Below are 25879 nucleotides of genomic sequence, written 5' to 3' on the forward strand. Positions count from 1 at the left end.
CCCGCATTTTGCGACACTCTGACAAGAAATAAGGCTGCTTCGGCGGCCTGATTTCGTTTGTGCGGTCGCGCGCGAACTCGCCAAAAGCGAGAACAATCTTGCTCACCTGGAAACCGACCCGCAGAGCCATAAGGGGTATGCATGAAGACCGCCAAAGACGTCCTGAAATCGATCAAGGACAACGACGTGAAGTACGTCGACCTGCGCTTCACCGATCCGCGCGGCAAGTGGCAGCACGTCACGTTCGACGTCAGCATGATCGATGAAGACATCTTCGCCGAAGGGACGATGTTCGACGGCTCCTCGATCGCCGGCTGGAAGGCGATCAACGAGTCCGACATGTGCCTGATGCCCGATCCGGTGACCGCGACGATCGATCCGTTCTTCGCCGAGACCACCATGGTCATCACCTGCGACGTGCTCGAGCCGACCACCGGCGAGCCCTACAATCGCGACCCCCGCGGCATCGCCAAGAAGGCCGAGGCGATGGTGAAGTCGATGGGCGTGGGCGACGCCGTGTTCGTCGGCCCCGAAGCGGAGTTCTTCGTGTTCGACGACGTGCGCTTCTCCTCCTCCCCCTACAACACCGGCTTCCGCCTCGACTCCTCGGAACTGCCGACCAACACCGACACGGAATATGAAGGCGGCAACCTCGGCCACCGCATCCGCACCAAGGCCGGCTACTTCCCCGTCCCGCCGCAGGACTCCGTGCAGGACATGCGCTCCGAGATGTTAGGGGCCATGGCCAAGATGGGCGTCAAGGTCGAGAAGCATCACCACGAGGTCGCTTCCGCCCAGCACGAGCTCGGCATGAAGTTCGACACGCTGACGCTGATGGCCGACCACCTGCAGATCTACAAATACTGCATCCATCAGGTCGCCCACATCTACGGCAAGACCGCCACCTTCATGCCGAAGCCGGTCTACGGCGACAACGGCTCGGGCATGCACGTGCACCAGTCGATTTGGAAGGACGGCAAGCCGGTGTTCGCCGGCAACAAGTATGCCGACCTGTCGGAGACCTGCCTCCACTATATCGGCGGCATCATCAAGCACGCCAAGGCGATCAACGCCTTCACCAACCCGTCGACCAATTCGTACAAGCGTCTGGTCCCGGGCTATGAGGCCCCCGTGCTGCTCGCCTATTCTGCGCGCAACCGCTCGGCCTCCTGCCGCATCCCCTACACCGCTTCGCCCAAGGCCAAGCGCGTCGAGGTCCGCTTCCCCGATCCGCTCGCCAATCCCTATCTCGGCTTCGCCGCGATGCTGATGGCCGGCCTCGACGGCATCAAGAACAAGATCGATCCGGGTCCGGCGATGGACAAGGACCTCTACGATCTGCCGAAGGAAGAGCTGAAGCAGATCCCGACGGTGTGCGGCTCGCTTCGCGAGGCGCTCGAAAACCTCGACAAGGACCGCGCCTTCCTCAAGGCCGGCGGCGTGTTCGACGACGACTTCATCGACGCCTATATCGAGCTGAAGATGACCGAGGTCGAGCGCTTCGAGATGACCCCGCACCCGATCGAGTTCGACATGTACTATTCGGGCTGAGCGGCCCGAACCATCCGCGACAAGCAAAAGGCGCTTCCGGAAGGAGGCGCCTTTTCGTTTGCAACTGTAAGATCGTCCGCCCGCCTGCGGCTCACTTGCGCATGCGAATATCGGACGGGGACGCACCGTAAGCACGCCGAAAGCTGCGGTTGAAGTACGAGATGTCGTTGAAGCCTGACTGGTGTGCGATTTCGCTGATCGAGCGGCCTGCAAGGCCTGGATCCGTCAGCATCTTGTAGGCAGAGGCCAGGCGCTGGTTGAGGACGAACTCCGTAAAGCTCGTGCCTTCGGCTTCGAAGAGCCTGCGGACGTAGGACTTCGAGATGCCCTGCTTGGCTGCGACGGAATCCAGGCTCAAGCCAGGATTACCGAACTGGGCGCGAATGTGGGTCTTGATGCTCCGCATTCGGGCGGCTGCAACGCCGCGCATGTTCGCCAGCTCGACGGCATCCGGAGTCGCGCCCAGGACCAGGGCGCCGAGATCGATCATGTGGTTCACAACCGCCCGCCGCATGGCGGCGTTCGCAAGCGTCTGTCTCTCATTGACGATGCCGAGATAATCCAGAAACAGCGAAAGCGCGGGATTGCCTCTGTCGAGTGGTCTGCCGATCGCGTCGTCGAAATTCCTGACCAAGGGCGCAATCAGGGCGCGGCTGATCCGCCAGGTGACGACACGCCTCGTCGTGGGATTGGTTGCCGTCCCCGGCAATCCATTCGTTGTCAAAACCGCCTCCCCGGGGCCGAGGCACGTCTCGTGACCATTTTGATTGTGGATCGCCGTACCATCGAGGTTGAACACGAGCACGGGATCGTCGTTGTCGATCATCGCTTCGGTGTGCCGACAGAAAATCGGAGAAGCGGTCGCGGCCGCGACGGACATTCCAGGCAACGCACGCAGCTTCATGTCGATCTGAAGCGCCGTATCGGGCAACGGCTCGATTTCCAGCTTGAGAATTTCGCGGCCGTAGATCTGGTGAAATGCTTCGGTCCTCTCGCGATCGGCAAATTCCGAGCTGGACAGCTCCAGTGCAATCAATTCGTCGCCAGTATCCAACACACCTCTCCATAAAAGTGAGATTGCCCGGCGCTCTTTTGTCGCAGGAAACTGGCGGTGTTCAAAGGCCTTTCATTGCAAGGTCCAACTCGGATCACACGCCACTTCAACTGCGGCTCGATACGACGTTGGCGCTGGACCAGCGCGCCGGCTGATGTGGCAATGCGATCACAGGTGATGGCAATCGCCAGATTTGTGGTGATCCGTCCAAGTGGGTGTGGCGCGTGCCCCAAGCCGAAGCAGCGCCGCTCCCAGGATAGCTACCTGACGTCGCTTTCGAATACGCGCGCCGGTTGCAGGGGGCTCAATGGCAATCACGGAAAGATTTCTTTCGACCGCTGCGTTCGGTCTTGCACTGACGCAGGCGGCCTCAGCCGCGGATCTGCCCGTCAAGGCAGTTGCGCTTGCGCCTGCCGCTGTCGACTGGAGCGGCGTCTATGTCGGCGTGCATGCCGGCTATGGTGGCGGCATGAAGGACTGGTGGGTCGGTAACGTGTTTGGACCGAACAATGATTATGCCGCGAGCGGCTTCCTCGCGGGCGGACAGATCGGCATCAACAAGCAGATCGCAAGTCTGGTTTTCGGTCTTGAGCTGGACGGGTCATGGGCCAATATCCGCGGCTCTCAGAACATGCGCGTTGAAGAGCCGTTCTTCATCGATACGACCGCCACGGTCACATCGAGGATCGAGGCATTGGCAACGGCGGCGGGCCGCGTCGGCTTGGCGGCCGACCGCTGGCTGGTGTTCGCAAAGGGTGGCATCGCCGGCGCGTGGGAAAAGCACAGTAGCAATGCAGCGAGCAACGACTTCTTCGCCGGCACCTCGTCATCGAGCTTCAGCGGGAATGAATACCGTTGGGCACCGATGATCGGCCTTGGCGCCGAATATGCATTGGAGGGGAATTGGTCGGTCAAAGCCGAATACGACTACTTGCATTTCGGCACGCGGTCGGTGCGGATGAGCGGTAGCTCCACAGCTCTTCCGACTCCTTTCTCGGTTGATGTACCGATCACGCAGGATTCCATCCACCTGATCAAGGTGGGCGCGAACTACCGAATTGCTGATCCTGCGGTCGATCCCAAATATCCGCCCGTCAGGGCGGTGCCCGGCACGAACTGGACCGGCGGCTTTGTCGGCGTGCAGGGTGGCTATGGCTTTGGTCGCGAGTGGCGGAGCCAAGCTCCCGCACCCCTGCCGGGCAGTGGCAGTTTTGATGTCAGCGGATGGCTTGGAGGCTTTGACGGCGGCGTCAACGTTCAGTCCGGCGTGTTTGTGCTCGGCGTGGAAGGCGAATGGATGTGGACGGGTATCAAGGGCAGCCGATCCTCCACGTTCCCGTTGGGCGGATCGATGGTAACGTCCGGTCTGAACACCTCGACCGACTGGCTTGCGATCGCCAGCGGCCGCGCCGGCTTTGTCGTCGGCGATCGCCTGCTTGTCTATGGCAAGGCTGGTCTTGCGCTCGCCAATGAAAACCACGCAATGAATGGCGTAGAAGTCTTTGGAGCCCTCAGCGAATCTCTCGCAGCCAGCGGCAAGGCCCTACACTCAGGCGCCGTGATCGGAACCGGGCTTGAATATGCATTGGCGGGCAATTGGTCGGTCAAAGGCGAGTACAACTACATCCGCATGTTCAACCAGCAGACGAGTCAGAGCGGCACTTACAGTCAGCCCCTGTGGGCCCCGGCAGCGGCCGCTGTCAACAGCGCGATCACGCAGGATCTGCAGCTGTTCAAGCTAGGCGTGAACTATCACTTCAATCCGCTGCCCGGAGCCATCACCGCACGCTACTGATCCGATGACCGGGCTTCGATGCGCCCGTCAGCTTTCGTTCCGCATCTGACTCCAGTTCGTTCTCGAAGAACAAATCAGAGCCGCAAAAATCGCATCGGAGCAATTCCTACCGATTGGTTTATTCGGATCGAGATTTGGAATGCGCACGCCACTTGTCCGGAAAGTTGACGCCGATCTCGGTCACCATGGGCGCCCATTTCACCAGCGTCGCGTTGTCGGAGGCGATCTTCACGCCGTCACCGGAGAGCGACCTCGGCGCTCCGGCCTTCTTGCCGAAGCGGATGGTCACGGTGCAGCCGTCCCGCAAAGGCCGGCCTCGACGCGCTCGCGCTCGCCGCCTTCCGTTACGGGTTGTTAGGTCGCGGCATCAAATGGTCGAGCAGGCCGGTGGGGAGCGGAAACACCACTGTCGACGAGCGTTCACCGGCGATGTCGTGCAGAGCCGCGAAGTAACGCAGCTGCATTGCCTGAGGCTCCTGCGCCAGGATCCGGCCGGCTTCGACGAGCTTTTCGGCGGCCTGCTGCTCGCCCATCGCATTGATCACCTTTGCCCGCCGCAGGCGCTCCGCCTCGGCCTGTTTGGCAATCGCGCGAACCATGGTTTCGTTGATATCGACGTCCTTGATCTCTATGCCGGTGACCTTGATGCCCCAGACGTCGGTCTGCTTGTCGAGGATCTCCTGGATATCGGCGTTCAACCTGTCGCGCTCGGCAAGCATCTCGTCGAGCTCGTGCTTGCCGAGCACCGAACGCAACGTGGTCTGGGCGAGCTGGCTGGTCGCCGCCATGTAGTCACCGACCTTGATGATGGCGCGCTCGGGGTCGACGATGCGGAAGTACAGGACGGCGTTGACCTTGACGGAGACGTTGTCTCGCGAAATTACGTCCTGCGGCGGCACCACCTGCACCATCACCCGCAGATCGACCTTGACGAGTTGCTGCACGATCGGGACGAGCAGGATGAGGCCTGGGCCCTTCACACCGGTAAAGCGGCCGAGCGTGAAGACGACGCCGCGCTCGTACTCGCGCAGGATTCGAATAGCCTGGGATAGAAACACGATGACAAGCAGCGCAAGCGCCGCATACGTCAGATATTCCAGCATCATGATGGACCTCCCTCGCCTGTCCGGGCGGGTGTGCGGCGTATCAGCAGCGTCAGGTCGACGACATTGGCGACCTCCACCGTCTCTCCGGGCTTGAAGGTTTCGGCGCCGCGCGCCTGCCAGCGCTCACCATGGGCGAAGACATGGCCTTCGTTCCCGTTCCAGTCGAGAACCTCGGCGGGCAAGCCGCGCATGGCCTGCGCGCCGACCAGCGCAGGAGCTTTGCGGACGCGCCGCAGCGAACCAAGCACGACCAGAGCAAAGCCGCTGAACACGACCGCAGTGACACCGATCACCCACCACGACAATTGGTATCCAGGCGCCTCGCTCCTGAACAGCATCATTGCTCCGAGCACGAAGGCGATGATCCCGCCGAAGCCGACCACCACGGTCGGGTTGAAGGCTTCGATGGTGAGAAGCACGAGTCCCACCAGCATCAGGGCGAGGCCGGCATAGTTGATCGGCAGCAAATTGAGCGCATAGAGGCCGATCAGCAGGCAGATCGCGCCGACGACTCCCGGGGCGACGGCTCCGGGAGACATGAACTCGAAGATCAGGCCGTAGATGCCGACCATCAGCAGAATGAACGCCACGTTGGGGTCGGTGATGACCGCCAGGAACCGGGATATCCGTCCGGGCTCGACCGCTTCGACGACAGCATCCTTTGTTGCGAGGCGTTGCGTCCTGCCGCCTGCGAGCTCCACCACGCGGCCATCAACCTGCCGCAGCAATTCAGCCTGATCGCGCGCGACGAGATCAATGGCATGTGCCTCCAGCGCGCCGTTGGCAGAGAGTGTTGCAGCCTCGCGGACCGCCTTCTCTGCCCAGTCCACATTGCGGTTGCGCAGCTCGGCGAGGCTTCGGATGAAGGCGACGGCATCGTTCGTGGCCTTCGCCGTCATCGCGTCCTTCGGCTCATGCTTCTTGTCTTTGCCATCCTTATCGGGTGTGCCGCTCGGCAGGCCCGGAAGCGGCCCGCCAATCTGGACCGGCGTCGCCGCACCTATGTTGGTGCCTGGCGCCATCGCCGCGATGTGGGTCGCATAAAGGATATAGGTCCCCGCACTCGCCGCGTGGGCGCCGGAGGGAGCGACGTAGCCAATGACAGGGACGGGCGAGGCGAGCACATCCGCGATGATCTCGCGCATGCTGGAATTGAGCCCGCCGGGCGTGTTCATCCTCAGAAGTACGACCTCGGCGCGCCGTTCGCTCGCGCTGGCCAAGGCCTCCCGCACGTAGCTGGCTGACGCCGGGCCAATCGCCCCGTCGATCGAGACAACGAGGGCTACGCGCTTGCTCTCCTCCGCTGAGCTGGGAAGGAGGCAGCAGATCAAAGCCACGACGGTGATCGCCGCAACGAGGGCCGCCTTCATGGTCTGCACGGCACGGGCTCCCTTGCAGAGCATATGGTATTCTTCTCATGAAACCTCAATGCTGCGCATGGAGATCAACGTTGCCATTGTGCAACGCAATGGGAATGCCCCATGCAGGATTGCGATGTGATCGCGGCGCGGCTCTATCCACTTTCTGCCTGGCCTAGCAGCGGCTTCAACCATTCGCGCGTCAGGCCAATGTCGTCTTCCGTGATCGAATGCCCCGTCGGCAGCACGTGATGCGCTACGTCGGCGCCCATGTGCGCCAGCCGTTGTGCCAGACCAGCCCCGTCGCCGCGCAGCCGCCGCTCGTCATTGTCACCATCGACCAGGAGAGCCGGGACGCGCGAGAGGCGCGTGTCTGGAGCGACCGCGAACGGCGACAGCGGCCTGAAAAGAACGGCACCGGAGAGACAGCGAGGATAGAGCATGAGCAGCGCAGCGGCCATGATGGCGCCGTTCGAAAAGCCGATCGCGACCGGCGGCCTCGGGAAGCGATAGTTCTTCCCGATCCGGACCACCTCGCCGGCCAGCACATCGGCTCGGGCAAGTAGATCGCGTTCATCGATCGAGCGATCCTCGAACCGGCGAAAGAAAGCGAAGCCGGCCTCCCAGGGCACGGCGCCTCGAAGCGCGACGGCCATCGAGCCCGGGGCGAGCCGCCCAGCCAGCGGCACCATGTCCAGCTCCGTGCCGCTCGAACCGTGAAGCATCAGCAACGGGGTGTGATCCGGAGCGGCACCCTTGATGAAACAATGGTCATGAGCCGACAATGGCAATTCCTCACCTTCAACCGCGCAACTAAGATGGGATCTACCTCCACTATACCACGTCGCCGTGAAAGCCTTCTGCAGCTCGCAAGGCTTTCCGCAAGCCGATACTGATGTCAGCTTTCGTTCTGCATCTGACTCCAGTTCGTTCTCAAAGAACAAATCAGAGCCGCGATTATCGCGGCGGACCAATTCCTACTGATTGGTTTATCGCGGGCGGAATTTCGAACGAACCATGATTGCATAACGCGGGTCGCGAGCACGCAACGTCAGGCCTCGGGCAAAAGCCGCCGGGAGATCGTCAACGCGTGCTTGCAAGTTGAGCTGAGAACTAGAGAATACCGGCAATGCCGCGTATTCCGTCATTGCGAGCGCAGCGAAGCAATCCAGACTGCCTCCGCTGGAAGATCCTGGATTGCTTCGTCGCAAGGGCTCCTCGCAATGACGAGGACAGAGCGAGACTCGCGCCCGCGTGGCCTACGCCGCCGCCTTTTACCGTGTCACCAGCGCTTCGCCGAAGGCCTCGAACAGCTTGCGGTTGATCGGATTGTGCTGCGGGTCGTACTCCGCGTGCCATTGCACGCCGAGAGCAAAGCTCGGGGCTTCGGCGATGCGGATCGCCTCGATGGTGCCGTCCTCGGCGATGCCTTCGATCAGCACGCGCTTGCCGGGATCGAGGATGCCCTGCCCGTGCAGCGAATTGACCCGGATCTTCTCGCAGCCGAGAATCGTCGCGAAGGCGCCGCCAGGCGTCAGGTCGACGTCGTGACGGTCGGCGAACACCACGGTCGGATCGGGATGGATATCGCCGTTCTCGAGCCTGGGCATGCGGTGGTTCATGCGGCCGGGGATCTCGCGGATCTCGGGATGCAGCGAGCCGCCGAAGGCGACGTTCATCTCCTGCAGGCCGCGGCAAATGCCGAACAGCGGAATGCCGCGGGCGACGCAGGCGACCGAAAGGGCCAGCGCGACCTCGTCGCGGTGGATGTCGTAAGGCTCGTGCTTCTCGCAGGGATCGACGTTGAAGCGGGTCGGGTGAACGTTGGCCCGGGCGCCGGTCAGGATGATGCCGTCCACGGTATCGAGCAGCGCCGGGATATCAGTGATGTCGGGCGAGCCCGCGAACATCAGCGGCAAGCCGCCGGAGACTTCGGCCACGGCGCGCAGGTTTCGCTCGCCAACCATCTGGACCTGAAATCGATTTTCGACGCGATAGGAATTCCCGATCACGCCGACGACCGGCTTTCTCATCTGTCGTTCCGCGCCTCCCGATAAGAAGATTCCCCAAACATGCCCCTCAGATGAAACAAATTCAACAGAAGGGATCGCGGGACGGCAATGCTATTTTCGCGCAAATGCCTCCCGGGCTTCCATCCCGCCGGTCACGGGCAGACCGGCCGCCTTCAGCGCAATTGCCGCTGTCTCGCCCGGCGCGTCCAGCCAGGGAAGCCTGGCCTCGATACCGCGCGTCACGGGCTCTCCGAGCGCGCCCCCGAAGTCGATGGGCCAGAACCCGTTGGGCACCACCTCGGCGGAGAAGCCGCGGATCGCGTAGCCGTCTCCCAGGATTGCCTCTGCATGGCCGCTGTCGACAAGGCGCGCGGTCTTGGGATCCCTAGGATCGCCGAAGCTCACGAGCACGGGGATGAGCTCCCCTTGCACCGGGACAACGCCGGTCTGCCGGCTCATGTCCTTGAACGACACCCGGCTGCCGCGCGCAATGCCATAGGCGCGGAGCGCCACATAGTTGATGTCGTCGAGGTCGAGCTTGGCGCCCTGCTGATGCGCCAGCAAGACCACGAGGTTCTTGCCTTGGCCGAGATCGACGAACACGGCCTCCCCGCGCATCGTGGTGCGGCCACTGCGGTTGTAGTTGCGATCGGGCACGACAGCCAGAATGCCCGAGGCGGTCTTGATCCCGGCTGGCGTCGTCACCTCGACCGTCAGGCGGAATTTATGGTCCGGCCGGTTGATCCGGATCTGGTCGCCACCGACGAGCAAAGCCAAGAGCCCGAGCAGACCGGCCCACTTGCTGATAGTGCCCAAGCGCCCCTCACTTCTGTTTCCTCACCGCTCTGCACCGTTCGCGCGGGGGCGTCAAACGGGCGCGTTGCCGCTCTTGATCGGAGGCGCGTTTGTCGAAAGAGTGCCCCGATTGCAGCTACCAAAGACAGGATACGATGTGACCTTTCCCGCAGATGAACGACCCCGCGCCCGTGCCGACCTCGCGCGGGATCAGGCCTGGGCGATCGCGGTCGGCGGCATCGGCGTCGTGCTGTTCACCGCGCTGCTCGCCTTCACCTGGTTTTTTGCGACCACCGTGCTGCTGATCTTCACCGGCATGCTGCTCGGCCTCGGTCTCAACGCGCTGGTCAATGCGCTCGGTCGACGGGTCCACCTGCCTCACACAATGCGGCTTGCAATCGTCTGCGTCGCGCTCGCTCTGCTGCTTGCGGGCGTCGCCTATCTCGGCGGCGCCACCATTGCCGAACAGGCCTCGCTCCTGAGCAAGACCATCAAGTCGCAGATCACCAATGTCAGGTCCTTGCTCGAGAACTACGGCATCGACACCAGCTTCTTCGATCTCGGCAACGCTGCGCCGGACTCCGCGACCAACGCGTCCTCGGAGGCGACACCCGCGCCGGCAACACCCTCGCGCGCTCCCCTGCCTAGCGCCGGCGCGCTCGCCTCCAGCGGCGGCGCGATCGTGAGCCAGACCCTCAAGCTGCTGCTCGGCACCATTCACGGCGTGGGCAACATCTTCATCGTGCTGTTCCTGGGCCTTGCCTTCGCCGCCCAGCCCAAAGTCTATCATGACGGCCTGCTGTTCCTGGCACCGGCGCGGCAGCGTACCCGTGTCGCCATCGTCATCGACCGTATCGCGGAGACGCTGGAGCGCTGGCTGATCGCCCAGATCATCGTCATGATCGCGGTCGGTGCCGTGACCTGGATCGGACTTGCCGTCATCGGCATCCCCGGCGCGTTCATCTTAGGGATTCAGGCGGGCCTGCTCGCCTTCATCCCCACGGTGGGAGCCATCATCGCCGGCGTCATCGTGGTGCTGGCGAGCCTCGCCTCGGGATGGATTCCCGCCTTGTCGGCGTTTCTGCTCTTCATGGGCGTGCACGCCATGGAAAGCTACGTGCTGACGCCGATCCTGCAGCGCCAGGCGCTCGACATCCCGCCGGCCACGCTGTTCGCGTTCCAGATCCTGCTCGGCGTCGTCTTCGGCATCTGGGGCCTCGCGCTGGCGCTCCCGCTGGTCGCCATCGCCAAGGTCATGATCGACCATGTCAAGATGTATGAGGCGCCGCCTCTGGCGGAGGCGGCCTGACACTCATTCCGTGGTCAGCACGGTCTCGGTGTGCTCGACCTCGGGGGGCGCGGCAAAATACTGGCCGACCAGGCCGCGCCATTCCGCGAAATTCTCCGAGCCGCGGAAGTCCACGGTGTGGTTCTCCAGCGTCGCCCATTTCACCATCAGCCGGTAACGCTGCGGCTTCTCGATCGACTTGTGCAGCTCGAAGCCGTGAAAGCCCTTGGAGCGTCCGAAAGCGGCCTTGGCCTTGGCGACGGCCGCCTCGAAATCCTTCTCGCTGCCCGGCTTGACGTCGATTTGCGCGATCTCGGTGATCATCGGCTTTCCACCCTGTTTGTTCGATGCCCGTGTCTAGCGTAGCCGGAGCCAAAGAAAAAGGCGCCGGAACGGCGCCCTGCCCCAGCCGAATTGCGGGTGCGTCAGGCGAACAGCAGAACGGTGCCGGTCACGATCAGCGCACACCCCACGAACAGCACGAACGGCCAGTAGCTACGGTGCTGCGTGTAGCGCCCTTGCGCGCGGCGCTCGGTGATCAGCGCGCTCTCGTATTCGTCCGCAGTCGAGAACAGACAGGCGAAGCCGCCGCGGGCCGAGGCGGCCTCGGCTTCGAGCGACATCAGGGCGGCTTGCGGATTCTGTCGGCGGATCGATTCCATGGCCACGATGGTAGGGATCGAATGGTAAACAGAGATTTACCGCAAGCCCGCCCTGCATTCTCACGCGGTGACCGGACGCGCCTGCGATGCGCCGATCCGCGCCGCGCTCTGGCGCCGCCAGTTCTCCAGCGACAGCGGCAGCTCCTCGGCCGCCTCGACGCGGTTGCGGCCGCCGCGCTTGGCCTGGTAGAGCGCGGTGTCGGCCGAGGCCAGCAGCACCTCGAGCTCGGTGCCGGCCGGACCGCCGGCGACGCCGATGCTGACGGTGGTGTCGACCGGACCTTCGTCGACCACGACGCCGGAGGTCTCGAACGCCTCGCGCACGCGCTCGGCGACCAGCACGCCCTCCTCCAGCGCGCACGGCAACAGCGCGGCGAACTCCTCGCCGCCGATCCGGCCCGAAAGGTCGGAGATGCGCAAGTTGCTGACCACGACGGTGGAGAACAGTTTGAGCATCTCGTCGCCGGCGGGATGGCCGAAACGGTCATTGATCGACTTGAAGTGGTCGATGTCGAAGATCATCACGGTCACGGGCCGCCCGGCCTTGGCCTCGCGCTCGATCACGCGCGCACAGGCCTCCGAGAAGCCGCGGCGGTTGAGCATACCGGTCAAAGGATCGGTCGATGCCGCAGTCCGGTGCGCGGTGACGGTGCGCTCCGACACCAGCATGAAGATCACGAACACCGTACCGACGGCATAGAGGATGAGCTCGACCGCGAACACCGTAACCCAGATGCTCGAGGAGAAGCCGGCATCATGCGGACGCAGGACGCTGCCGATCACGATCGGCAGCATCAACACGCAGCCGTGCATCACCGGCATCACGAGGGCCGGCCAGCGCCGTTGCACGCTCTTGCGCCGTTCGGTCCAGAGCTCGCTCGCAGTCAGCGCCGCGTACACCGAGACGATGCCGGCACCGACGAGCATGCGCAGCATCGATGCCGTGGGATCGAGCAGCGTCGCAGCCGCGACCCAGGCGAGCGCGCCGAGCACGAGCCCGGGCCAGTTCGGCTTGCGTCCGTGGAAGACGCGCGCCGCGTTCCATACCATGCCGCAGGCGACGAAACCGACGGCGTTCAGCGCGAGGTACAAGTGCGGCCCCAGCCTGTCGCCCGCCGCGGTCCATAACGCGACGGAGGCGGCACCGAGCAGATAGGCGGTGCCCCACCATTTCAGCGCCGGGCTGTTCTCCTGCTTGCCGAAAAACACCATCATGGCGCCGAGCAGTGCGGCGACCATGGTGGCGACCAAATAGAGCGTGATGCTATCGAGCGACATCATGTCGGCCCCCTTTAGAAAATAGCAGTTACGCGATCGGCCCAGCCGATTTGCGCGCCCTTCCGAAGGCGACGCTAGGTCGCGCGGGTTCCATTCAGGTTTTCGCGGATCCCTAAGTTTTCGGGAAACACGCCATCAATTTGCATACAAACGAACAACAAAAAGGGCGCTGAAATCAGCGCCCTTTTGCATCTCATTGAAGCCGCTTTCGCGGCGAATGCGACCGAAGCGATTAACGCTTCGAGAACTGGAAGGACCGGCGGGCCTTGGCCTTGCCGTACTTCTTGCGCTCGACCACGCGCGAGTCGCGGGTGAGGAAGCCGCCCTTCTTGAGCACAGAGCGCAGCTCCGGCTCGAAATAGGTGAGCGCCTTGGAGATACCGTGACGGACCGCACCGGCCTGGCCGGACAGACCGCCGCCGGCGACGGTGCAGATCACGTCGTACTGGCCCGAACGCTGGGCCACCGAGAACGGCTGCTCGATCATCATGCGCAGCACGGGACGGGCGAAATAGACCTCGACCTCGCGCGAGTTGACGGTGACCTTGCCGGCGCCCGGCTTGATCCAGACGCGGGCGACCGCATCCTTGCGCTTGCCGGTCGCATAGGCGCGGTTGAACTTGTCGACCTTCTTCTCGTGCTTGGGCGCCTCGGGCGCGGCCGCCGTCTTGAGCTGCGAGAGCTGGTCGAGCGACTGAATGGATTCGGCCATGTTATGCGGCCCTCGTGTTCTTGCGGTTCAACTTGGCGATGTCGATCTTCTCGGGCTGCTGCGCCTCGTGCGGATGATCAGCCCCGCCGTAGACGCGGAGGTTGCCCATCTGGACGCGACCGAGCGGACCACGCGGGATCATGCGCTCGACGGCCTTCTCGAGCACGCGCTCGGGATGACGGCCCTCGAGGATCTGGCGCGCGGTGCGCTCCTTGACGTGGCCGACATAGCCGGTGTGCTTGTAGTAGGTCTTCTGCTCGCGCTTGCGACCGGTGAGGACCGCATGCTGCGCATTGATGATGATGACGTTGTCGCCGCAATCGACGTGCGGGGTGTAGGTCGGGAGGTGCTTGCCGCGCAGGCGCATGGCGACAATGGTGGCGAGACGGCCGACGACCAGACCCTTGGCGTCGATCAGCACCCACTTCTTCGTCACCTCAGCCGGCTTTGCCGAAAAGGTTTTCATGTCGGAGTTTCCGTGGACGGGAGATATCGGCGCGAACATCGCGCCGGACTGCGCGGGTTTCTAGAGAAGAGAGGCGCAACGGTCAATGCCCCAGAGTGCAAATTAGCAACGTAAAATCAATGGCTTAAAAATATGGTGTGATATTACCTGCAAAAAGCTCAAACATTTGGAATGGAATAGGTCGAAGTAACGTGGGCGATCGGATCGGGTGAGGTCCCGGACAGGAGGTTCACCTCCCCCACAGCAAGGCGCTTGCCAAGCTTGAGCAGCCGCGCCTCGGCCAGCACGTCCTGCCCGGGCTGGCCCTTGCGCAGGAAGTTGATGTTGAGATTGGTGGTGACGGCGAGCCCGATCGGCCCGATCGCGGACAGCAGCACCACGTACATCGCGAAATCCGCAAGCGCCATCAGGGTCGGGCCCGACACGGTTCCGCCCGGCCGCAGCATCCGTTCGCTGTAGCGCTGGCGCAAGAGGCTGGTCTGGCCGTCCGCGCTCTCGATCGTGATGTCGTCACCGCTGAAGGCCTGGGGAAACTCGTCACGGAGGAACTGCTCCAGCTCCGCCACGCTCATTTTCGCTAACGCCATGCCGTCCCCACCCTCGCTTCGCCTGCCCTGTTACATTAAGTTATCGGTGTCATCCAATTGCAATCATTTAGGGGAAATCGCGTCAATGTCCTCCCAGGCCGCCCGCGCCCCCTCCCCGCAACCGCCGATCCTGCTGCGCGAGATCGTCGGCAGCGTCGCCGTGCTCACGCTGAACCGACCAGCCGCGCGCAACAGCCTGTCGGAGGCAATGATCGGACAGCTGCATGCGAGCCTCAATGCGATCGCGGAACACAGGCACATCCGTGCGGTCGTGATCGCAGCCAACGGCCCGGCTTTTTCCGCCGGCCACGACCTGAAGGAACTGACCGCGCGCCGCACCGATCCGGATCACGGCCGGGCTTATTTTGCGCAGATCATGACGGCATGCAGTGCCATGATGCAGGCGATCGTGCGCCTGCCCAAGCCCGTGGTCGCTGCCGTCCAAGGCATCGCCACCGCGGCGGGCTGCCAGCTGGTGGCAAGCTGCGATCTGGCGATCGCATCGGAGGCGGCGAAGTTCGCCACGCCCGGCATCGACATCGGACTGTTCTGCTCGACGCCGATGGTGGCGCTGTCGCGCAACGTGCCGCGCAAGCAGGCCATGGAGATGCTGCTGACGGGCGAGCCTGTCACGGCCGACCGCGGCCGCGAGATCGGTCTCGTCAACCGCGTGGTGCCTGCCGGCACCGAGCTCGGCGCCGCGATCGAGCTCGCGCAGCAGGTCGCGCTGAAATCCGCCTACACGATCAAGCTCGGCAAGGAGGCGTTCTACCGCCAGGCCGAGATGAGCCTTGCGGACGCCTATCGCTATGCCGCAGAGGTGATGACCGAGAACATGATGGCGCGCGACGCCGAGGAAGGCATCGGCGCCTTCATCGAGAAGCGCACGCCGACATGGCGGGATGAGTGAAATTCGTCATTGCGAGCGAAGCGAAGCAATCCAGGAATCCCTCCGCGGAAACAGCCTGAATTGCTTCGTCGCTTCGCTCCTCGCAATGACAAGAAAGAAGAACGACAAATGAACCACGACGCCTATCCCGACAATTACATCCGCGGCATCCTCAACAGCGTGAAGTCGATCGCGATGGTCGGCGCCTCGCCGGTCAATGTGCGGCCGAGCTATTTCGCGTTCAAATATCTGGCGCAGCGCGGCTACGACATGATCCCGATCAATCCCGGCCATGTCGGCAAGGAGCTGCTCGGCAAGCCGTTCGTCGCGTCACTTTCGGACATCGGCCGTCCCGTCGACATGATCGACATCTTTCGGAACTCCAGCCACATCATGCCGGTCGTCGAGGAGGCGCTCACGCTCGACCCGCTGCCGAAGGTGATCTGGATGCAGCTCGGCGCGCGCGACGATGCCGCTGCGGCGAAAGCGGAATCAGTCGGTATCAAGGTGGTCATGAACCGTTGCCCGAAGATCGAATATGGCCGCCTGTCGTCCGAAATCTCCTGGATGGGCGTGAATTCGCGCACGCTCAGCTCCAAGCGCGCGCCGGCGCCGACGCAGGGCATGCGGCTATCACTCAATCGGATGAGCGTCAGCGGTGGCAACACCGCCGCATCGGATCGTGCTGCGAAGAACAAGAGCGAGCAAAGCTGACGCACTTGCGAAGGCTTCGTTTCGCGAGCGCGACAATGCGTAGCACGATCATTCCCAAATGATCCTGATGTGAAGCGGCGCCTTGACGGCGGGCGCCCCGCCCATCAGCATGCCGCGCGATTTCAGACCACAAGAACAGGACGCCCTCAATGAGCGATCGCCTTCCGGGATTTTCAACGCTTGCCGTGCATGCCGGTGCACAGCCCGACCCCACCACCGGCGCGCGCGCAACTCCGATTTATCAAACGACCTCTTTCGTCTTCAACGATGCCGACCACGCCGCCTCGCTGTTCGGACTGCAGGCGTTCGGCAACATCTATACCCGCATCGGCAACCCCACCAATGCCGTGCTGGAAGAGCGCGTCGCCGCGCTCGAGGGCGGCACGGCCGCGCTCGCGGTGGCCTCGGGCCATGCCGCGCAGGTCGTGGTGCTGCAGCAGCTGCTTCAACCCGGCGACGAGTTCATCGCCGCGCGAAAACTCTATGGCGGCTCGATCAACCAGTTCACGCACGCCTTCAAGAGCTTTGGCTGGAACGTGGTGTGGGCCGATCCCGACGACATCGCAAGCTTCGAGCGCGCGGTGACGCCGCGCACCAAGGCGATCTTCATCGAGTCCATCGCCAACCCCGGCGGCAGCATCACCGACATCGAGGCGATCTCGACCGTGGCACGCAAGGCGGGCGTTCCGCTGATCGTCGACAACACGCTGGCCTCGCCCTATTTGATCCGTCCGATCGATCACGGCGCCGACATCGTCGTACACTCGTTGACGAAATTTTTGGGCGGCCACGGCAACTCGCTCGGCGGCATCATCGTCGATGCCGGCACCTTCGACTGGTCCACGGGGGGCAAATATCCGATGCTGTCGGAGCCGCGCCCCGAATATCACGGCATCCGCCTGCAGGAGACCTTCGGCAATTTCGCCTTCGCGATCGCCTGCCGCGTGCTCGGCCTGCGCGATCTCGGCCCGGCGCTGTCGCCGTTCAACGCCTTCATGATCCTGACCGGCATCGAGACGCTGCCGCTGCGCATGCAGAAGCACTGCGACAATGCCAAGGCCATTGCCGAATACCTCGCGGGACATCCTGCGGTGGCCTCGGTGAGCTATGCTGGCCTGCCGAACGATAAGTACAACCAGCTCGCGCGCAAATACGCACCAAGGGGCGCCGGCGCGGTGTTCACCTTCAGCCTGAAGGGCGGCTATGATGCCGGCGTCAGCCTGGTGTCGAAGCTGCAGCTGTTCTCGCACCTCGCCAATGTCGGCGATACCCGCTCGCTGGTGATCCATCCGGCCTCGACCACGCACAGCCAGCTCGACGACGCCGCCAAGATCAAGTCCGGCGCCGGCCCCGACGTGGTCCGGCTCTCGATCGGCATCGAGGACAAGGAAGACCTGATCGCGGATCTGGAACAGGCGCTGGGGGCGTAGCGCGCCCCGGAACGACGGCGGCCGCTTTGGCCGCCGTCGGTTAATCCTCATTAACCATATCTGCCCCATACATCGTGCTTGGATCGCCCTTTGATTCGGAGCCGACGATGCTGCGCTGGATGGTGCCCGCCCTGGCAGTGATGCTGACGGTCTCGGCTGCCGTTGCCGCCGATCTGCCGGCGACGCCGAAGCGGCGCGCGGCCGGGCCGCCGCAGGACCCGCCACAGGTCTATGTCGAGACCGATCCGGATGCGCTGATCTCGCCGGCCTATGGCATCGGCAGCTATATCCGCAACCTGCCTGGTACGCCGCTGCTGCCGGGCTCGCACACGCTGCCCGGCTATTATGGCCGCCCCTGGAGCTACGATTATCAGGGCGCGTATTACGGCGGCAAGCAGGTCGATTATTTCTGGCGCCTGCCCTATGCGTGCGGCGTCTACGGCTATTGCTGATCAGCCGGGCTGCCCCAAGGGGACCGCGCGCGGCTGCGCTTGCGCGGACTGTCGTGAGGCGAGCCGCTCGACCTGCATCACTGCCAGCGTCAACACCACGATCGCTACGGCCTGGTGCGAAAGCGCAAGGTCGATCGGCACCTGGTTGAGCAGCGTGAGGATGCCGAGCACCGCCTGCACGCTCACCGCCGCGAACAGCCACAACGCGCCGCTGGCTGCCGCCCCTGCCCGCAAACGCACCGCGTCGATCGCATGCAGCAGCGCGAGCACGAACAGCGCATAGGCGGTCATGCGGTGCTCGAACTGTACCGTCAGCACATTGTCGAACATGTTGCGCCACCACGGCGTCTCGAACCACAGCCGCTCCGCCGACGGGATGAGCGCCCCGTCGATCTCAGGCCAGGTGTTGTAGGTCCGCCCGGCACGCAGGCCCGCGACCAGCGCGCCGAAATAGATCTGCACGAACGTCACCACGAGCAGCAGCGCGCTCGTGAACCGCAGCCGCGCGGACACGGCGATGTGCGGGCGCTCCTTGAGCCGCCGCACCGTCCAGACGATGCCGGCGAAGATCAGGAGCGCGAGCGAAAGATGCGTCGCCAGCCGATATTGCGACACCTCGACCCGCTCCGTGAGGCCCGAGGCCACCATCCACCAGCCGACCGCCCCCTGCAGCCCGCCGAGCGCGAACAGCAGCCACAGCCTGCGCTTCAGCTCACCCGACAACCCGCCGCGCCAGAGGAAGAACAGGAACGGCAAGAGATAGGCGACGCCGATGAAGCGGCCGAGCAGCCGGTGGCTCCATTCCCACCAGAAGATCTCCTTGAACTCGGACAGGCTCATGCCTGAATTGAGTTCGCGATATTGCGGGATCTTCTTGTAGGCCTCGAACGCCTCGGCCCACGCCGCCTCCGATAGCGGCGGAACACTGCCCGTGACCGGCTTCCATTCGACGATCGAAAGGCCGGATTCCGTCAGCCGTGTCGCACCACCGACCAGCACCATCAGCGCGATCAGCACGGCCACGCAGATCAGCCACCAGCGCACGGCGCGATGCGGCTCGGATGGGGCGGAAATCGTCGTCATTTCAGAGACAAAACCAAGCCTGTGGCTAAGAGACTTGAACCGGATTGCGTGCCCCTTATAGTCCCCCGCTCCCGCAGCGCAAGTTACGCGAAAGCCTTAAAGTCCCAGCCATGACGATCCGCACCCGCAAGTTCGTCGGCGCCATCCTGCTCCTGGTGCTGGCCACCGTCTGGGCCCTGCTCGGCATGGCGGCGGCGCAGATGCCGTGGATCGCCGAATCCGGCTGGCGGCAGGCGATCTACTATGTGGTGGTCGGCATGGGCTGGGTGCTGCCGGCGATGCCGATCGTGAGCTGGATGCAGCGGCCCGATCGCGTCAAGTCTGGCTCTTAGCGCTCCCGGTCGGCCTCACCGGCGCAAAGGCGACGCCCGAGACCAGCACGCGCAGCATCCGCAGCGAGCGCACGCGCCCGTCCCAGGGGATCCGCGGCAGCGCGCGCAAGTTTGTGCGTCCCTCCGCCTCAACGATGCCCGGGATCGTCGAGGCGGCGCTGGCGAAGCCCGCCTCCTCCGCCATCACGACGTGGCCGCGCCGGAACGAAGCGCGGTCGCCGAACGGAAAGGCGAAATGCCTGATCTCGCGCTGGAAGGCCGATTCCGCCACGGCCTTGCCCATCGTCATCTCGCGCAGCGCGGCTGCGTCCTTCAGGTTGGCCAGGACCGGATAGTTCACCGTTGCGCTGCCGATCGTCACGAGCGGGTCGGCGGCGAGCCTGGCAAGGTCTTCCCAATCCATCGACGCCTCGCGGGAGAGCGCGGCGAGGTCGATCCGGTAGCGCGTGCAGAGATCGGCGATCGCGACCGACAGATCCGCCGGCGGCAGCGAGCGCAACCAGCTCTCCAGATACGAAAACAGCGCCTGTTTCCCCGCCTTGTCGGCGACGGTGAAGCGCTGCTCCTTCTCGCCCATCATCAGGCTGATGCGGCTCTCGCGTGCGATCACCTGCTCCAGCCCGAGCCACCAGGCCTCGCCGACGCCGTCGGGAAAAGCGGTCGGCACATAGACCGTGAATGGCACGGCGTGACGCGCCAGCACAGGATAGGCGAAGGTGATGAGATCCTTGGGCGCGCCATCGAAGGTCAGCGCCACGAAGCGCCGCTTCTCCGGCAGCGTCACCGCGCGCCGGCAGACCTCGTCCATGCCGAGGAAATCGTACTTCCACCGCTTCAGCGCGCGGATGGCGCGATCGAGGAATTGCGGCGTGATCTCGTGCTCGCGCAGCGGCTGAAATCCGCGCCGCCGCGGCCGCACGTGCTGGAAGCGCAGGATGGCGCCGGCACCGCGACTGCGCAGCATGGCCTGGCTGGTGAACCAGGCCAGCTCGAGGCGCAGCCGTTCCAGCCATCTGTCGTCGGAAGCCAAAATCCCACCCTTCGCGCGCGCCGGCGGTCCGTTCCCTCTGCCATTGTCATTACCCTTTGTTGACCTTTGTTTGCAAAGGTCGGCCACAGGCCGAAATACGTATTTTCGATTTCTCGACAGGTTTCGCGAATGACCATGGCTGCGGCGATGCAAAGCCGGACGGCAGAAGCGCCAGCGCGGTCGAAAGCGAGCCGTATTGCGCAGGTCGATATCGTCACCGATCTCGCCGAGGCCGAGGCGGTCTGGCGTGCCTTCGAGGAACACGGCCATCTCTTCACGCCCTACCAGCGCTTCGACCTGCTCAGTCCGTGGCAGCGACTGGTCGGCGCCCACGAAGGTGCGCGGCCGTTCATCGTGATCGCCCGCGACGCCGAGCGCCGGCCGCTGCTGCTGCTGCCGCTCTCGCTGCGCGAGCGCCACGGCTTGCGCACCGCCGGCTTCATGGGCGGCAAGCATACGACCTTCAACATGGGCCTGTGGAACGCAGAGTTCGCAGCAGAGGCCGCCGGCGCCGATCTCCATGCACTGCTTGCGCCGCTCGGTGAGCACGTCGACGTGCTCGCGCTGACGCAGCAACCTGAGCGCTGGCACGACCAGCAGAACCCTTTTGCAGCCCTGCCGCGGCAGCGCGCGATCAACGCCTGTCCGCGGCTGCTGATGGAGCCGGGCGGTCCGCCGGCATCGCGGATCAGCAATTCCCTCCGCCGCCGCCTCAAGAGCAAGGAAAAGAAGCTTCAGTCCCTCGCCGGCTATCGCTATCACCTGGCCACGTCAGACGCAGACATCACCCGCCTGCTCGACTGGTTCTTCCGCGTCAAGCCGGCGCGGATGGCAGAGCAGAAGCTCCCGAACGTCTTCGCCGAACCCGGCGTCGAGCAATTCGTCCGCAGCGCCTGTCTTGCACCGCGCGGTGAAGGTCATGTCATCGACATTCATGCGCTGGAATGCGACGAGGAGGTGATCGCGATCTTCGCCGGCGTCGCCGACGGGACGCGCTTCTCGATGATGTTCAACACCTACACGATGACCGAGCACGCCCGCTACAGCCCCGGCCTGATCCTGATGCGCTACATCATCGACCGCTATGGCGAGCGCGGCTACCGCTCGCTCGACCTCGGCATCGGTTCGGACGATTACAAGCGGATGTTCTGCAAGGACGACGATGCGATCTTCGACAGCTTCGTCCCCCTGACCTCGCGCGGCAAGCTCGCGGCCATGGCGATGTCCTCGCTCAGCCATGGCAAGCGGCTGGTGAAGCAGAACCAGATGCTGTTCGACATGGCCCGGCGGCTGCGGCAGGCGTTCGGGTAAGATCTCTCCACAAACGCCAATTTCGTAGGGTGGGCAAAGCGACTTGTCCGCCGTAGCTCGAAGAGCGAAGGCGGAAGCGTGCCCACCTCTTCCGTTACTGCATTGGACAGGCGGTGGGCACGGCGCAAGGGCGCCTTTGCCCACCCTACGAGTTCTATCTTCCCTTCTCCCCTTGTGGGAGAAGGTGGCGCGAAGCGCCGGATGAGGGGTTCTCTCGACTCGCCGGATTGTTCGTGAGGATAGAGACCCCTCACCCGGCTTCGCTACGCGAAGCCACCCTCTCCCACAAGGGAGAGGGTAAGAACGCCTACGCCGCTACCACGCGCGGCGTCTCGGCGGCATCGGACGGCTGCACCGGCTTGCTCAGCATCGTCACCGCGCTGAAGCCGACGGCTCTCAGCTGCTCGCACATCTGCGTGCGCGCATCCGGAGCCATCGCGGCGTCAGGCACCACGACGGCGCGGGCATGCGCCGTCAACAGCTCGGCCGGAAGGTCGGAGGCGCTGCCGGCGTCGATCAGCACGTGATCGTAGGCCCGCAGCAGCGCGTCGATCGCAAGCGCGACGCGCGGCGATTGCAGCAGGCTGCGATCGAAGCCGGGGCGGCCGGCCATGACCAGATGCAGCCGCGACAGCTTGTCCCGGGTGATGACTTGCGCGAACGAGGCCTCGCCCTGCATCAGCTCGGCAAGGCCCGGCGACTGCGCATCGACGGAGACTGCGGCAATCGTCGGCGAGGATGCGGCGAGATCGACCACGACGGCGCGGGCATCGCGCGCCAGGTTCCGCGCCAGCGTCAGCGTCGACAGCGTGATGGCTTCGCCCGGCGCGGTGCCGAGCACCGTCACCTTCTTGGCCGCGGCGCCCGCGGCACGCAGATCGTCGGCCAGACGTTCGATCTCGGTGAATTCGCCGGTGTCCAAATCGGCCGTCATCTCCGGCTGCAGCGGCGCGGGCTCCGCCAACACCGGATCCACGGCCCTGTCGAACGCGGGCTCGATGGCCCGTTGAACGACCCGCCGCTCCTCACGCACCGGCGCGCGCGCAGGACCCGTCGCCGCGCGCGGCGCGGTCTGGCGCAGCAGCTCGCCGGTGACGACGACGCCGGACGAGAGCAGCAGCGTGGCGATCGTCGCGATCAGCACGATCGGCAGCTTCTTCGGATAGGCCGGCGTGTTCGAGACGATGGCGCGCGAGATGATGCGGCCATCGGTCGGCGCGGTGTCGATGGTCTCGCGGGTGTTGGCCTCGCGATACTTGGCAAGGTAAGTCTCGAGCAGATCGCGCTGCGCCTTGGCTTCGCGCTCGAGCGCGCGGAGCTGGACGTCCTGGCCGTTGGTGGAGGCCGCCTGCTTCTTGAGCTGCTCGAGGCTCACGGTCAGGCCATCGACCCGGCCGCTGGCGATCCGGGCATCGTTCTCGAGCGAGCGCGAGATCTTGGCCGCTTCGTCGCGAATCTGATTGTCGAGGTCGCCGAGCTGCGCCTTCAGCTCCTTGATCCGGGGATGATTGCCGAGCAGCGTCGAGGATTGTTCGGCGAGTTGCGCCCGCAGCGTCACCCTCTGCTCCGACAGCCGGCGCATCAATTCGGAGTTCACGACCTCGGATGCCTCGATCGGCTTGCCGCTCTGGAGCATCTCCTTGATCAGCCGTGCCTTGGATTCTGCATCCGCCTTCATCGAGCGCGCGTTGTTGAGCTGGGTGTTGACCTCGCCCATCTGCTGGTTCGACAGCGTGGTGTTGTTGGTGCCGACGAACAGGCTGGACTTGGAACGGAAGTCCTCGACCCTGGCTTCGGCCTCCGAGACCTTCTTGCGCAAACTCTCGATCTCGCCGGCCAGCCATTGGCTGGCGTTCTTGGCCTGCTCCTGGCGCGCCGCCTGCTGCAGCACGAGATAGCCGTCGGCGATCGAGTTGGCGACGCGCGCGGCAAGCTCGGGATCGGCGGACTGGAATTCGACCACGATCACGCGCGACTTGTCGACGGCGTAGGCCTGAAGGCGTTCATAATAGGAATCGAGCACGCGCTCTTCCGGCGTCATTGCGAAAGGATCGCGGCCGATGCCGATGAGCGCGGCAAGCGACTTCAGCGGCGAGATGCCCTGCAGGACGGGATCGAATTCCGGGCGCTCGGCGAGCTTGTTCTTCTTGATGATCTCGCGCGCGAGATCGCGCGACAGCACCAGCTGCACCTGGCTGGTGACGGCCTCGGCATCGAGCGCCTGCCGCTCCTCGGTGCGGTCGCTGTTCGGACGCAGGAACACGTTCTCGCGGCCGTCGATCAGGATGCGGGTTTCGGACTTGTAGCGCGGCGTGACGAGATTGACGATGGCGAGGGACGCAACGAGCGCCAGCACTGTCGGCACGATGACCCAGCCGCGCTTGCGCGCCAGGGCGGCACCGAGCGCGTGCAGGTCGATATCGCCGGATTCGACTTGCCCTGGCTTCGCGCTGACGGACGCAGGCTTCGCCTCGATCTTGGCGTCGATCTTTTCGATGGTGGCTTCGATCTTGGGCGCAGCCTCGCCCTTGGACTTCGCGACGGCCCGCTCGATTACAGCCTTGTCCTTGCCGGCACGCCAGAACGCTAAACGCATCGAACACTCCCGCAGGGCAACGCTGCGACTCTACCTCAACCGGGGCGATTACACTCCATTAAGGTTGCCGCTGGGTTAATCGCGACAGCACGCGCCTGACGCGCGCGCGCCCGTCACCGTTTGTTAACCACGAGGCCCCTTAATCCATCGCGATTATTTCGTGACAATTGTTCGGCAGTCGCCGTCGAGCTGGTTTTGATCATGCCCCCCTCTCCCGACCGGCCGCTTCGCATCCTTCACGCCGTGCGCGCTCCGGTCGGCGGCATCTTCCGTCACATCCTGGACGTCGCCAACGGCCAGGTCGACCGCGGCCATCATGTCGGCATCCTCGCCGACAGCCTCACCGGCGGCGAGCGCGCCGACAAGGCGCTGACCGAGCTCGCGCCGCGCTTGAAGCTCGGCGTGCATCGTATGGCGATCCGCCGCGAACCGTCGCCGGACGACGTCCTGGTATGGCTCCGCATGCGGCGGCTCATCGCCGCACTCAAGCCCGACGTGATGCACGGCCACGGTGCCAAGGCAGGCGCCTTCATCCGCATGCGGCGACGCTCGGACAAGACGATCCGCATCTACACCCCGCACGGCGGCTCGCTGCACTACCCGCTCAATACCTTCAAGGGCGAGTTCTACGCGCGGCTCGAGCGTGCGTTGATGGATTCGACGGACCTGTTCCTGTTCGAGAGTGCCTTTGCGCGCGACACCTATCAGCGCATCGTCGGCACGCCCAAGGGCGTGGTGCATTGCGTCTTCAACGGCGTGACGCCGGAGGAATTCGAGCCGGTCATTACCGGCGAGGATGCGACCGACCTCTGCTATGTCGGCGAGTTCAGGCACATCAAGGGCGCCGACCTGCTGGTCGACGCCGTGGCGCGCCTGCACGAGGGCGGCAAGAAGGTCACGCTCACGCTCGGCGGTGACGGCGAGGAGACGGCCGCGCTGAAGGCACAGAGCGAGCGGCTCGGCCTCGGGAGCGCCATCCGCTTCATCGGTCACGTCAAGGCGCGCTACGGCTTCTCCAAGGGGCGGCTGCTCGTCGTCCCCTCGCGCGGCGATTCCATGCCTTACGTGGTGATCGAGGCCGGCGCCGCGGGCATTCCGATGATCGCATCCAAGATCGGCGGCATCCCCGAGATCCTGGGCGCCGACAGCCCGGCGCTGTTCGCGCCCAGCGATCCCGAAGCCATGGCAGAGGCGATCGCCGCAGCACTCGATGATCCGCACACCACCGCGCAACGCGCGGTCTCCTTGCGCGAGCGCATCTCGGCGCATTTCTCGCAGGCCGCGATGGTCGAGGGCGTGCTCGCCGGCTATCGCGACGCATTTGCCAATCATTAACCACCCTTAAGTCCGGCTTTAGAGAATCTTCCGATTTGTCCGA

At 64.3% G+C, this 25879-nt stretch carries 26 protein-coding genes; 10 read left to right on the forward strand and 16 right to left on the reverse strand.

What is annotated here, in order from left to right:
- Positions 1-141 precede the first annotated feature (141 nt).
- A complete protein-coding gene (gene glnA, locus AB7M16_RS03475) occupies positions 142-1551 on the forward strand; it encodes a type I glutamate--ammonia ligase (protein WP_172783502.1) in 1410 nt (469 codons plus the stop codon).
- A 91-nt stretch (positions 1552-1642) separates the two neighbouring features.
- Here the strand turns inward: glnA and AB7M16_RS03480 are convergent, their stop codons facing one another.
- Positions 1643-2605 (reverse strand): AraC family transcriptional regulator, encoded by a 963-nt coding sequence (locus AB7M16_RS03480; protein WP_453943139.1) that lies wholly within the window; start codon positions 2603-2605, stop codon positions 1643-1645.
- 307 nt (positions 2606-2912) lie between these two features.
- On the opposite strand from AB7M16_RS03480, the gene AB7M16_RS03485 reads away from it, so the two are divergent.
- Positions 2913-4400, forward strand: coding sequence for an outer membrane protein (locus tag AB7M16_RS03485; protein WP_453943140.1), 1488 nt, complete (start codon positions 2913-2915; stop codon positions 4398-4400).
- Positions 4401-4518: 118 nt separating this feature from the next.
- Here the strand turns inward: AB7M16_RS03485 and AB7M16_RS03490 are convergent, their stop codons facing one another.
- The 6 genes from AB7M16_RS03490 to AB7M16_RS03515 all read right to left on the reverse strand — a co-directional run bounded on the left by AB7M16_RS03490 (position 4519) and on the right by AB7M16_RS03515 (position 9692).
- A complete protein-coding gene (locus AB7M16_RS03490; protein WP_453943141.1) occupies positions 4519-4689 on the reverse strand; it encodes a hypothetical protein in 171 nt (56 codons plus the stop codon).
- Positions 4690-4744: 55 nt separating this feature from the next.
- On the reverse strand, positions 4745-5506 hold the full coding sequence (locus AB7M16_RS03495; RefSeq protein WP_172783499.1) for a slipin family protein: 762 nt from the start codon (positions 5504-5506) through the stop codon (positions 4745-4747).
- The gene (locus tag AB7M16_RS03500) at positions 5503-6885 is read right to left on the reverse strand and encodes an NfeD family protein (protein WP_212255163.1); all 1383 of its coding nucleotides are present in this window, start codon (positions 6883-6885) and stop codon (positions 5503-5505) included. The genes AB7M16_RS03495 and AB7M16_RS03500 overlap by 4 nt, the downstream gene beginning before the upstream one ends.
- A 134-nt stretch (positions 6886-7019) precedes the next feature.
- A complete protein-coding gene (locus tag AB7M16_RS03505) occupies positions 7020-7838 on the reverse strand; it encodes an alpha/beta hydrolase (protein ID WP_453943142.1) in 819 nt (272 codons plus the stop codon).
- A gap of 300 nt (positions 7839-8138) precedes the next feature.
- The gene (locus AB7M16_RS03510; protein ID WP_212255161.1) at positions 8139-8897 is read right to left on the reverse strand and encodes a gamma-glutamyl-gamma-aminobutyrate hydrolase family protein; all 759 of its coding nucleotides are present in this window, start codon (positions 8895-8897) and stop codon (positions 8139-8141) included.
- Between the two features lie 90 nt (positions 8898-8987).
- On the reverse strand, positions 8988-9692 hold the full coding sequence (locus tag AB7M16_RS03515; RefSeq protein WP_212255160.1) for a hypothetical protein: 705 nt from the start codon (positions 9690-9692) through the stop codon (positions 8988-8990).
- Positions 9693-9828: 136 nt separating this feature from the next.
- Between AB7M16_RS03515 and AB7M16_RS03520 the strand changes: the two genes are divergently transcribed.
- Positions 9829-10980: an AI-2E family transporter gene (locus tag AB7M16_RS03520; protein WP_453943143.1), complete on the forward strand. Its 1152-nt coding sequence runs from the start codon at positions 9829-9831 to the stop codon at positions 10978-10980.
- 3 nt (positions 10981-10983) lie between these two features.
- On the opposite strand, the gene AB7M16_RS03525 is transcribed toward AB7M16_RS03520, so the two are convergent.
- From AB7M16_RS03525 to AB7M16_RS03550, 6 genes are all read right to left on the reverse strand, one after another.
- Entirely contained in the window at positions 10984-11283 is a 300-nt protein-coding gene (locus AB7M16_RS03525; RefSeq protein WP_439403310.1) for an antibiotic biosynthesis monooxygenase, read from the reverse strand.
- A gap of 101 nt (positions 11284-11384) precedes the next feature.
- A complete protein-coding gene (locus AB7M16_RS03530) occupies positions 11385-11621 on the reverse strand; it encodes a hypothetical protein (protein WP_172783492.1) in 237 nt (78 codons plus the stop codon).
- Positions 11622-11681: 60 nt separating this feature from the next.
- Positions 11682-12902 (reverse strand): GGDEF domain-containing protein, encoded by a 1221-nt coding sequence (locus AB7M16_RS03535; RefSeq protein WP_172783491.1) that lies wholly within the window; start codon positions 12900-12902, stop codon positions 11682-11684.
- Between the two features lie 229 nt (positions 12903-13131).
- Positions 13132-13611, reverse strand: coding sequence for a 30S ribosomal protein S9 (gene rpsI / locus AB7M16_RS03540; protein WP_018642439.1), 480 nt, complete (start codon positions 13609-13611; stop codon positions 13132-13134).
- A 1-nt stretch (position 13612) separates the two neighbouring features.
- Positions 13613-14077, reverse strand: a complete 465-nt coding sequence (rplM, locus tag AB7M16_RS03545; RefSeq protein WP_018642440.1) for a 50S ribosomal protein L13 — start codon at positions 14075-14077, stop codon at positions 13613-13615.
- A 158-nt stretch (positions 14078-14235) separates the two neighbouring features.
- Positions 14236-14664, reverse strand: a complete 429-nt coding sequence (locus tag AB7M16_RS03550; protein WP_025036650.1) for a PaaI family thioesterase — start codon at positions 14662-14664, stop codon at positions 14236-14238.
- An 85-nt stretch (positions 14665-14749) separates the two neighbouring features.
- Here AB7M16_RS03550 and AB7M16_RS03555 point away from each other — a divergent pair, with 85 nt between their 5' ends.
- The 4 genes from AB7M16_RS03555 (at position 14750) to AB7M16_RS03570 (ending at position 18149) form a co-directional block, all read left to right on the forward strand.
- A complete protein-coding gene (locus tag AB7M16_RS03555; protein ID WP_453943144.1) occupies positions 14750-15574 on the forward strand; it encodes an enoyl-CoA hydratase in 825 nt (274 codons plus the stop codon).
- A 108-nt stretch (positions 15575-15682) separates the two neighbouring features.
- The gene (locus AB7M16_RS03560) at positions 15683-16267 is read left to right on the forward strand and encodes a CoA-binding protein (protein ID WP_453943145.1); all 585 of its coding nucleotides are present in this window, start codon (positions 15683-15685) and stop codon (positions 16265-16267) included.
- Positions 16268-16416: 149 nt separating this feature from the next.
- Positions 16417-17697 carry an O-acetylhomoserine aminocarboxypropyltransferase gene (locus AB7M16_RS03565; protein ID WP_260379370.1) on the forward strand — a complete coding sequence of 427 codons (1281 nt, stop codon included), beginning with the start codon at positions 16417-16419 and terminating at the stop codon, positions 17695-17697.
- Between the two features lie 107 nt (positions 17698-17804).
- Positions 17805-18149 (forward strand): hypothetical protein, encoded by a 345-nt coding sequence (locus AB7M16_RS03570; protein WP_271498765.1) that lies wholly within the window; start codon positions 17805-17807, stop codon positions 18147-18149.
- Here the strand turns inward: AB7M16_RS03570 and AB7M16_RS03575 are convergent, their stop codons facing one another.
- Positions 18150-19232: a COX15/CtaA family protein gene (locus AB7M16_RS03575; RefSeq protein WP_453943146.1), complete on the reverse strand. Its 1083-nt coding sequence runs from the start codon at positions 19230-19232 to the stop codon at positions 18150-18152. It lies immediately after the preceding gene.
- A gap of 110 nt (positions 19233-19342) precedes the next feature.
- Between AB7M16_RS03575 and AB7M16_RS03580 the strand changes: the two genes are divergently transcribed.
- On the forward strand, positions 19343-19564 hold the full coding sequence (locus tag AB7M16_RS03580; protein ID WP_453943147.1) for a DUF2842 domain-containing protein: 222 nt from the start codon (positions 19343-19345) through the stop codon (positions 19562-19564).
- Here the strand turns inward: AB7M16_RS03580 and AB7M16_RS03585 are convergent.
- Positions 19548-20594 carry a polysaccharide deacetylase family protein gene (locus AB7M16_RS03585; RefSeq protein ID WP_453943148.1) on the reverse strand — a complete coding sequence of 349 codons (1047 nt, stop codon included), beginning with the start codon at positions 20592-20594 and terminating at the stop codon, positions 19548-19550. The genes AB7M16_RS03580 and AB7M16_RS03585 overlap by 17 nt on opposite strands.
- 129 nt (positions 20595-20723) lie before the next feature.
- On the opposite strand from AB7M16_RS03585, the gene AB7M16_RS03590 reads away from it, so the two are divergent.
- Complete coding sequence (locus AB7M16_RS03590; protein ID WP_453943149.1) at positions 20724-21905, forward strand: GNAT family N-acetyltransferase; 1182 nt, start codon at positions 20724-20726, stop codon at positions 21903-21905.
- 307 nt (positions 21906-22212) lie between these two features.
- Here AB7M16_RS03590 and AB7M16_RS03595 read toward each other — a convergent pair whose 3' ends face one another.
- Positions 22213-24501, reverse strand: coding sequence for a GumC family protein (locus tag AB7M16_RS03595; RefSeq protein WP_453943150.1), 2289 nt, complete (start codon positions 24499-24501; stop codon positions 22213-22215).
- Positions 24502-24702: 201 nt separating this feature from the next.
- On the opposite strand from AB7M16_RS03595, the gene AB7M16_RS03600 reads away from it, so the two are divergent.
- A complete protein-coding gene (locus AB7M16_RS03600) occupies positions 24703-25836 on the forward strand; it encodes a glycosyltransferase family 4 protein (protein WP_453943151.1) in 1134 nt (377 codons plus the stop codon).
- Positions 25837-25879 lie beyond the last annotated feature (43 nt).

The sequence above is a fragment of the Bradyrhizobium sp. USDA 372 genome, assembly GCF_053629095.1.

Coding starts and splice junctions, on each gene's coding strand:
- rplM (WP_018642440.1), bottom strand. CDS start 14,077: ATGAAAACCTTTTCGGCAAAGCCGGCTGAGGTGACGAAGAAGTGGGTG.
- AB7M16_RS03510 (WP_212255161.1), bottom strand. CDS start 8,897: ATGAGAAAGCCGGTCGTCGGCGTGATCGGGAATTCCTATCGCGTCGAA.
- glnA (WP_172783502.1), top strand. CDS start 142: ATGAAGACCGCCAAAGACGTCCTGAAATCGATCAAGGACAACGACGTG.
- AB7M16_RS03600 (WP_453943151.1), top strand. CDS start 24,703: ATGCCCCCCTCTCCCGACCGGCCGCTTCGCATCCTTCACGCCGTGCGC.
- AB7M16_RS03495 (WP_172783499.1), bottom strand. CDS start 5,506: ATGATGCTGGAATATCTGACGTATGCGGCGCTTGCGCTGCTTGTCATC.
- AB7M16_RS03595 (WP_453943150.1), bottom strand. CDS start 24,501: ATGCGTTTAGCGTTCTGGCGTGCCGGCAAGGACAAGGCTGTAATCGAG.
- AB7M16_RS03485 (WP_453943140.1), top strand. CDS start 2,913: ATGGCAATCACGGAAAGATTTCTTTCGACCGCTGCGTTCGGTCTTGCA.
- AB7M16_RS03525 (WP_439403310.1), bottom strand. CDS start 11,283: ATGATCACCGAGATCGCGCAAATCGACGTCAAGCCGGGCAGCGAGAAG.
- rpsI (WP_018642439.1), bottom strand. CDS start 13,611: ATGGCCGAATCCATTCAGTCGCTCGACCAGCTCTCGCAGCTCAAGACG.
- AB7M16_RS03530 (WP_172783492.1), bottom strand. CDS start 11,621: ATGGAATCGATCCGCCGACAGAATCCGCAAGCCGCCCTGATGTCGCTC.
- AB7M16_RS03565 (WP_260379370.1), top strand. CDS start 16,417: ATGAGCGATCGCCTTCCGGGATTTTCAACGCTTGCCGTGCATGCCGGT.
- AB7M16_RS03580 (WP_453943147.1), top strand. CDS start 19,343: ATGACGATCCGCACCCGCAAGTTCGTCGGCGCCATCCTGCTCCTGGTG.
- AB7M16_RS03555 (WP_453943144.1), top strand. CDS start 14,750: ATGTCCTCCCAGGCCGCCCGCGCCCCCTCCCCGCAACCGCCGATCCTG.
- AB7M16_RS03550 (WP_025036650.1), bottom strand. CDS start 14,664: ATGGCGTTAGCGAAAATGAGCGTGGCGGAGCTGGAGCAGTTCCTCCGT.
- AB7M16_RS03575 (WP_453943146.1), bottom strand. CDS start 19,232: ATGACGACGATTTCCGCCCCATCCGAGCCGCATCGCGCCGTGCGCTGG.
- AB7M16_RS03535 (WP_172783491.1), bottom strand. CDS start 12,902: ATGATGTCGCTCGATAGCATCACGCTCTATTTGGTCGCCACCATGGTC.
- AB7M16_RS03570 (WP_271498765.1), top strand. CDS start 17,805: ATGCTGCGCTGGATGGTGCCCGCCCTGGCAGTGATGCTGACGGTCTCG.
- AB7M16_RS03590 (WP_453943149.1), top strand. CDS start 20,724: ATGACCATGGCTGCGGCGATGCAAAGCCGGACGGCAGAAGCGCCAGCG.
- AB7M16_RS03560 (WP_453943145.1), top strand. CDS start 15,683: ATGAACCACGACGCCTATCCCGACAATTACATCCGCGGCATCCTCAAC.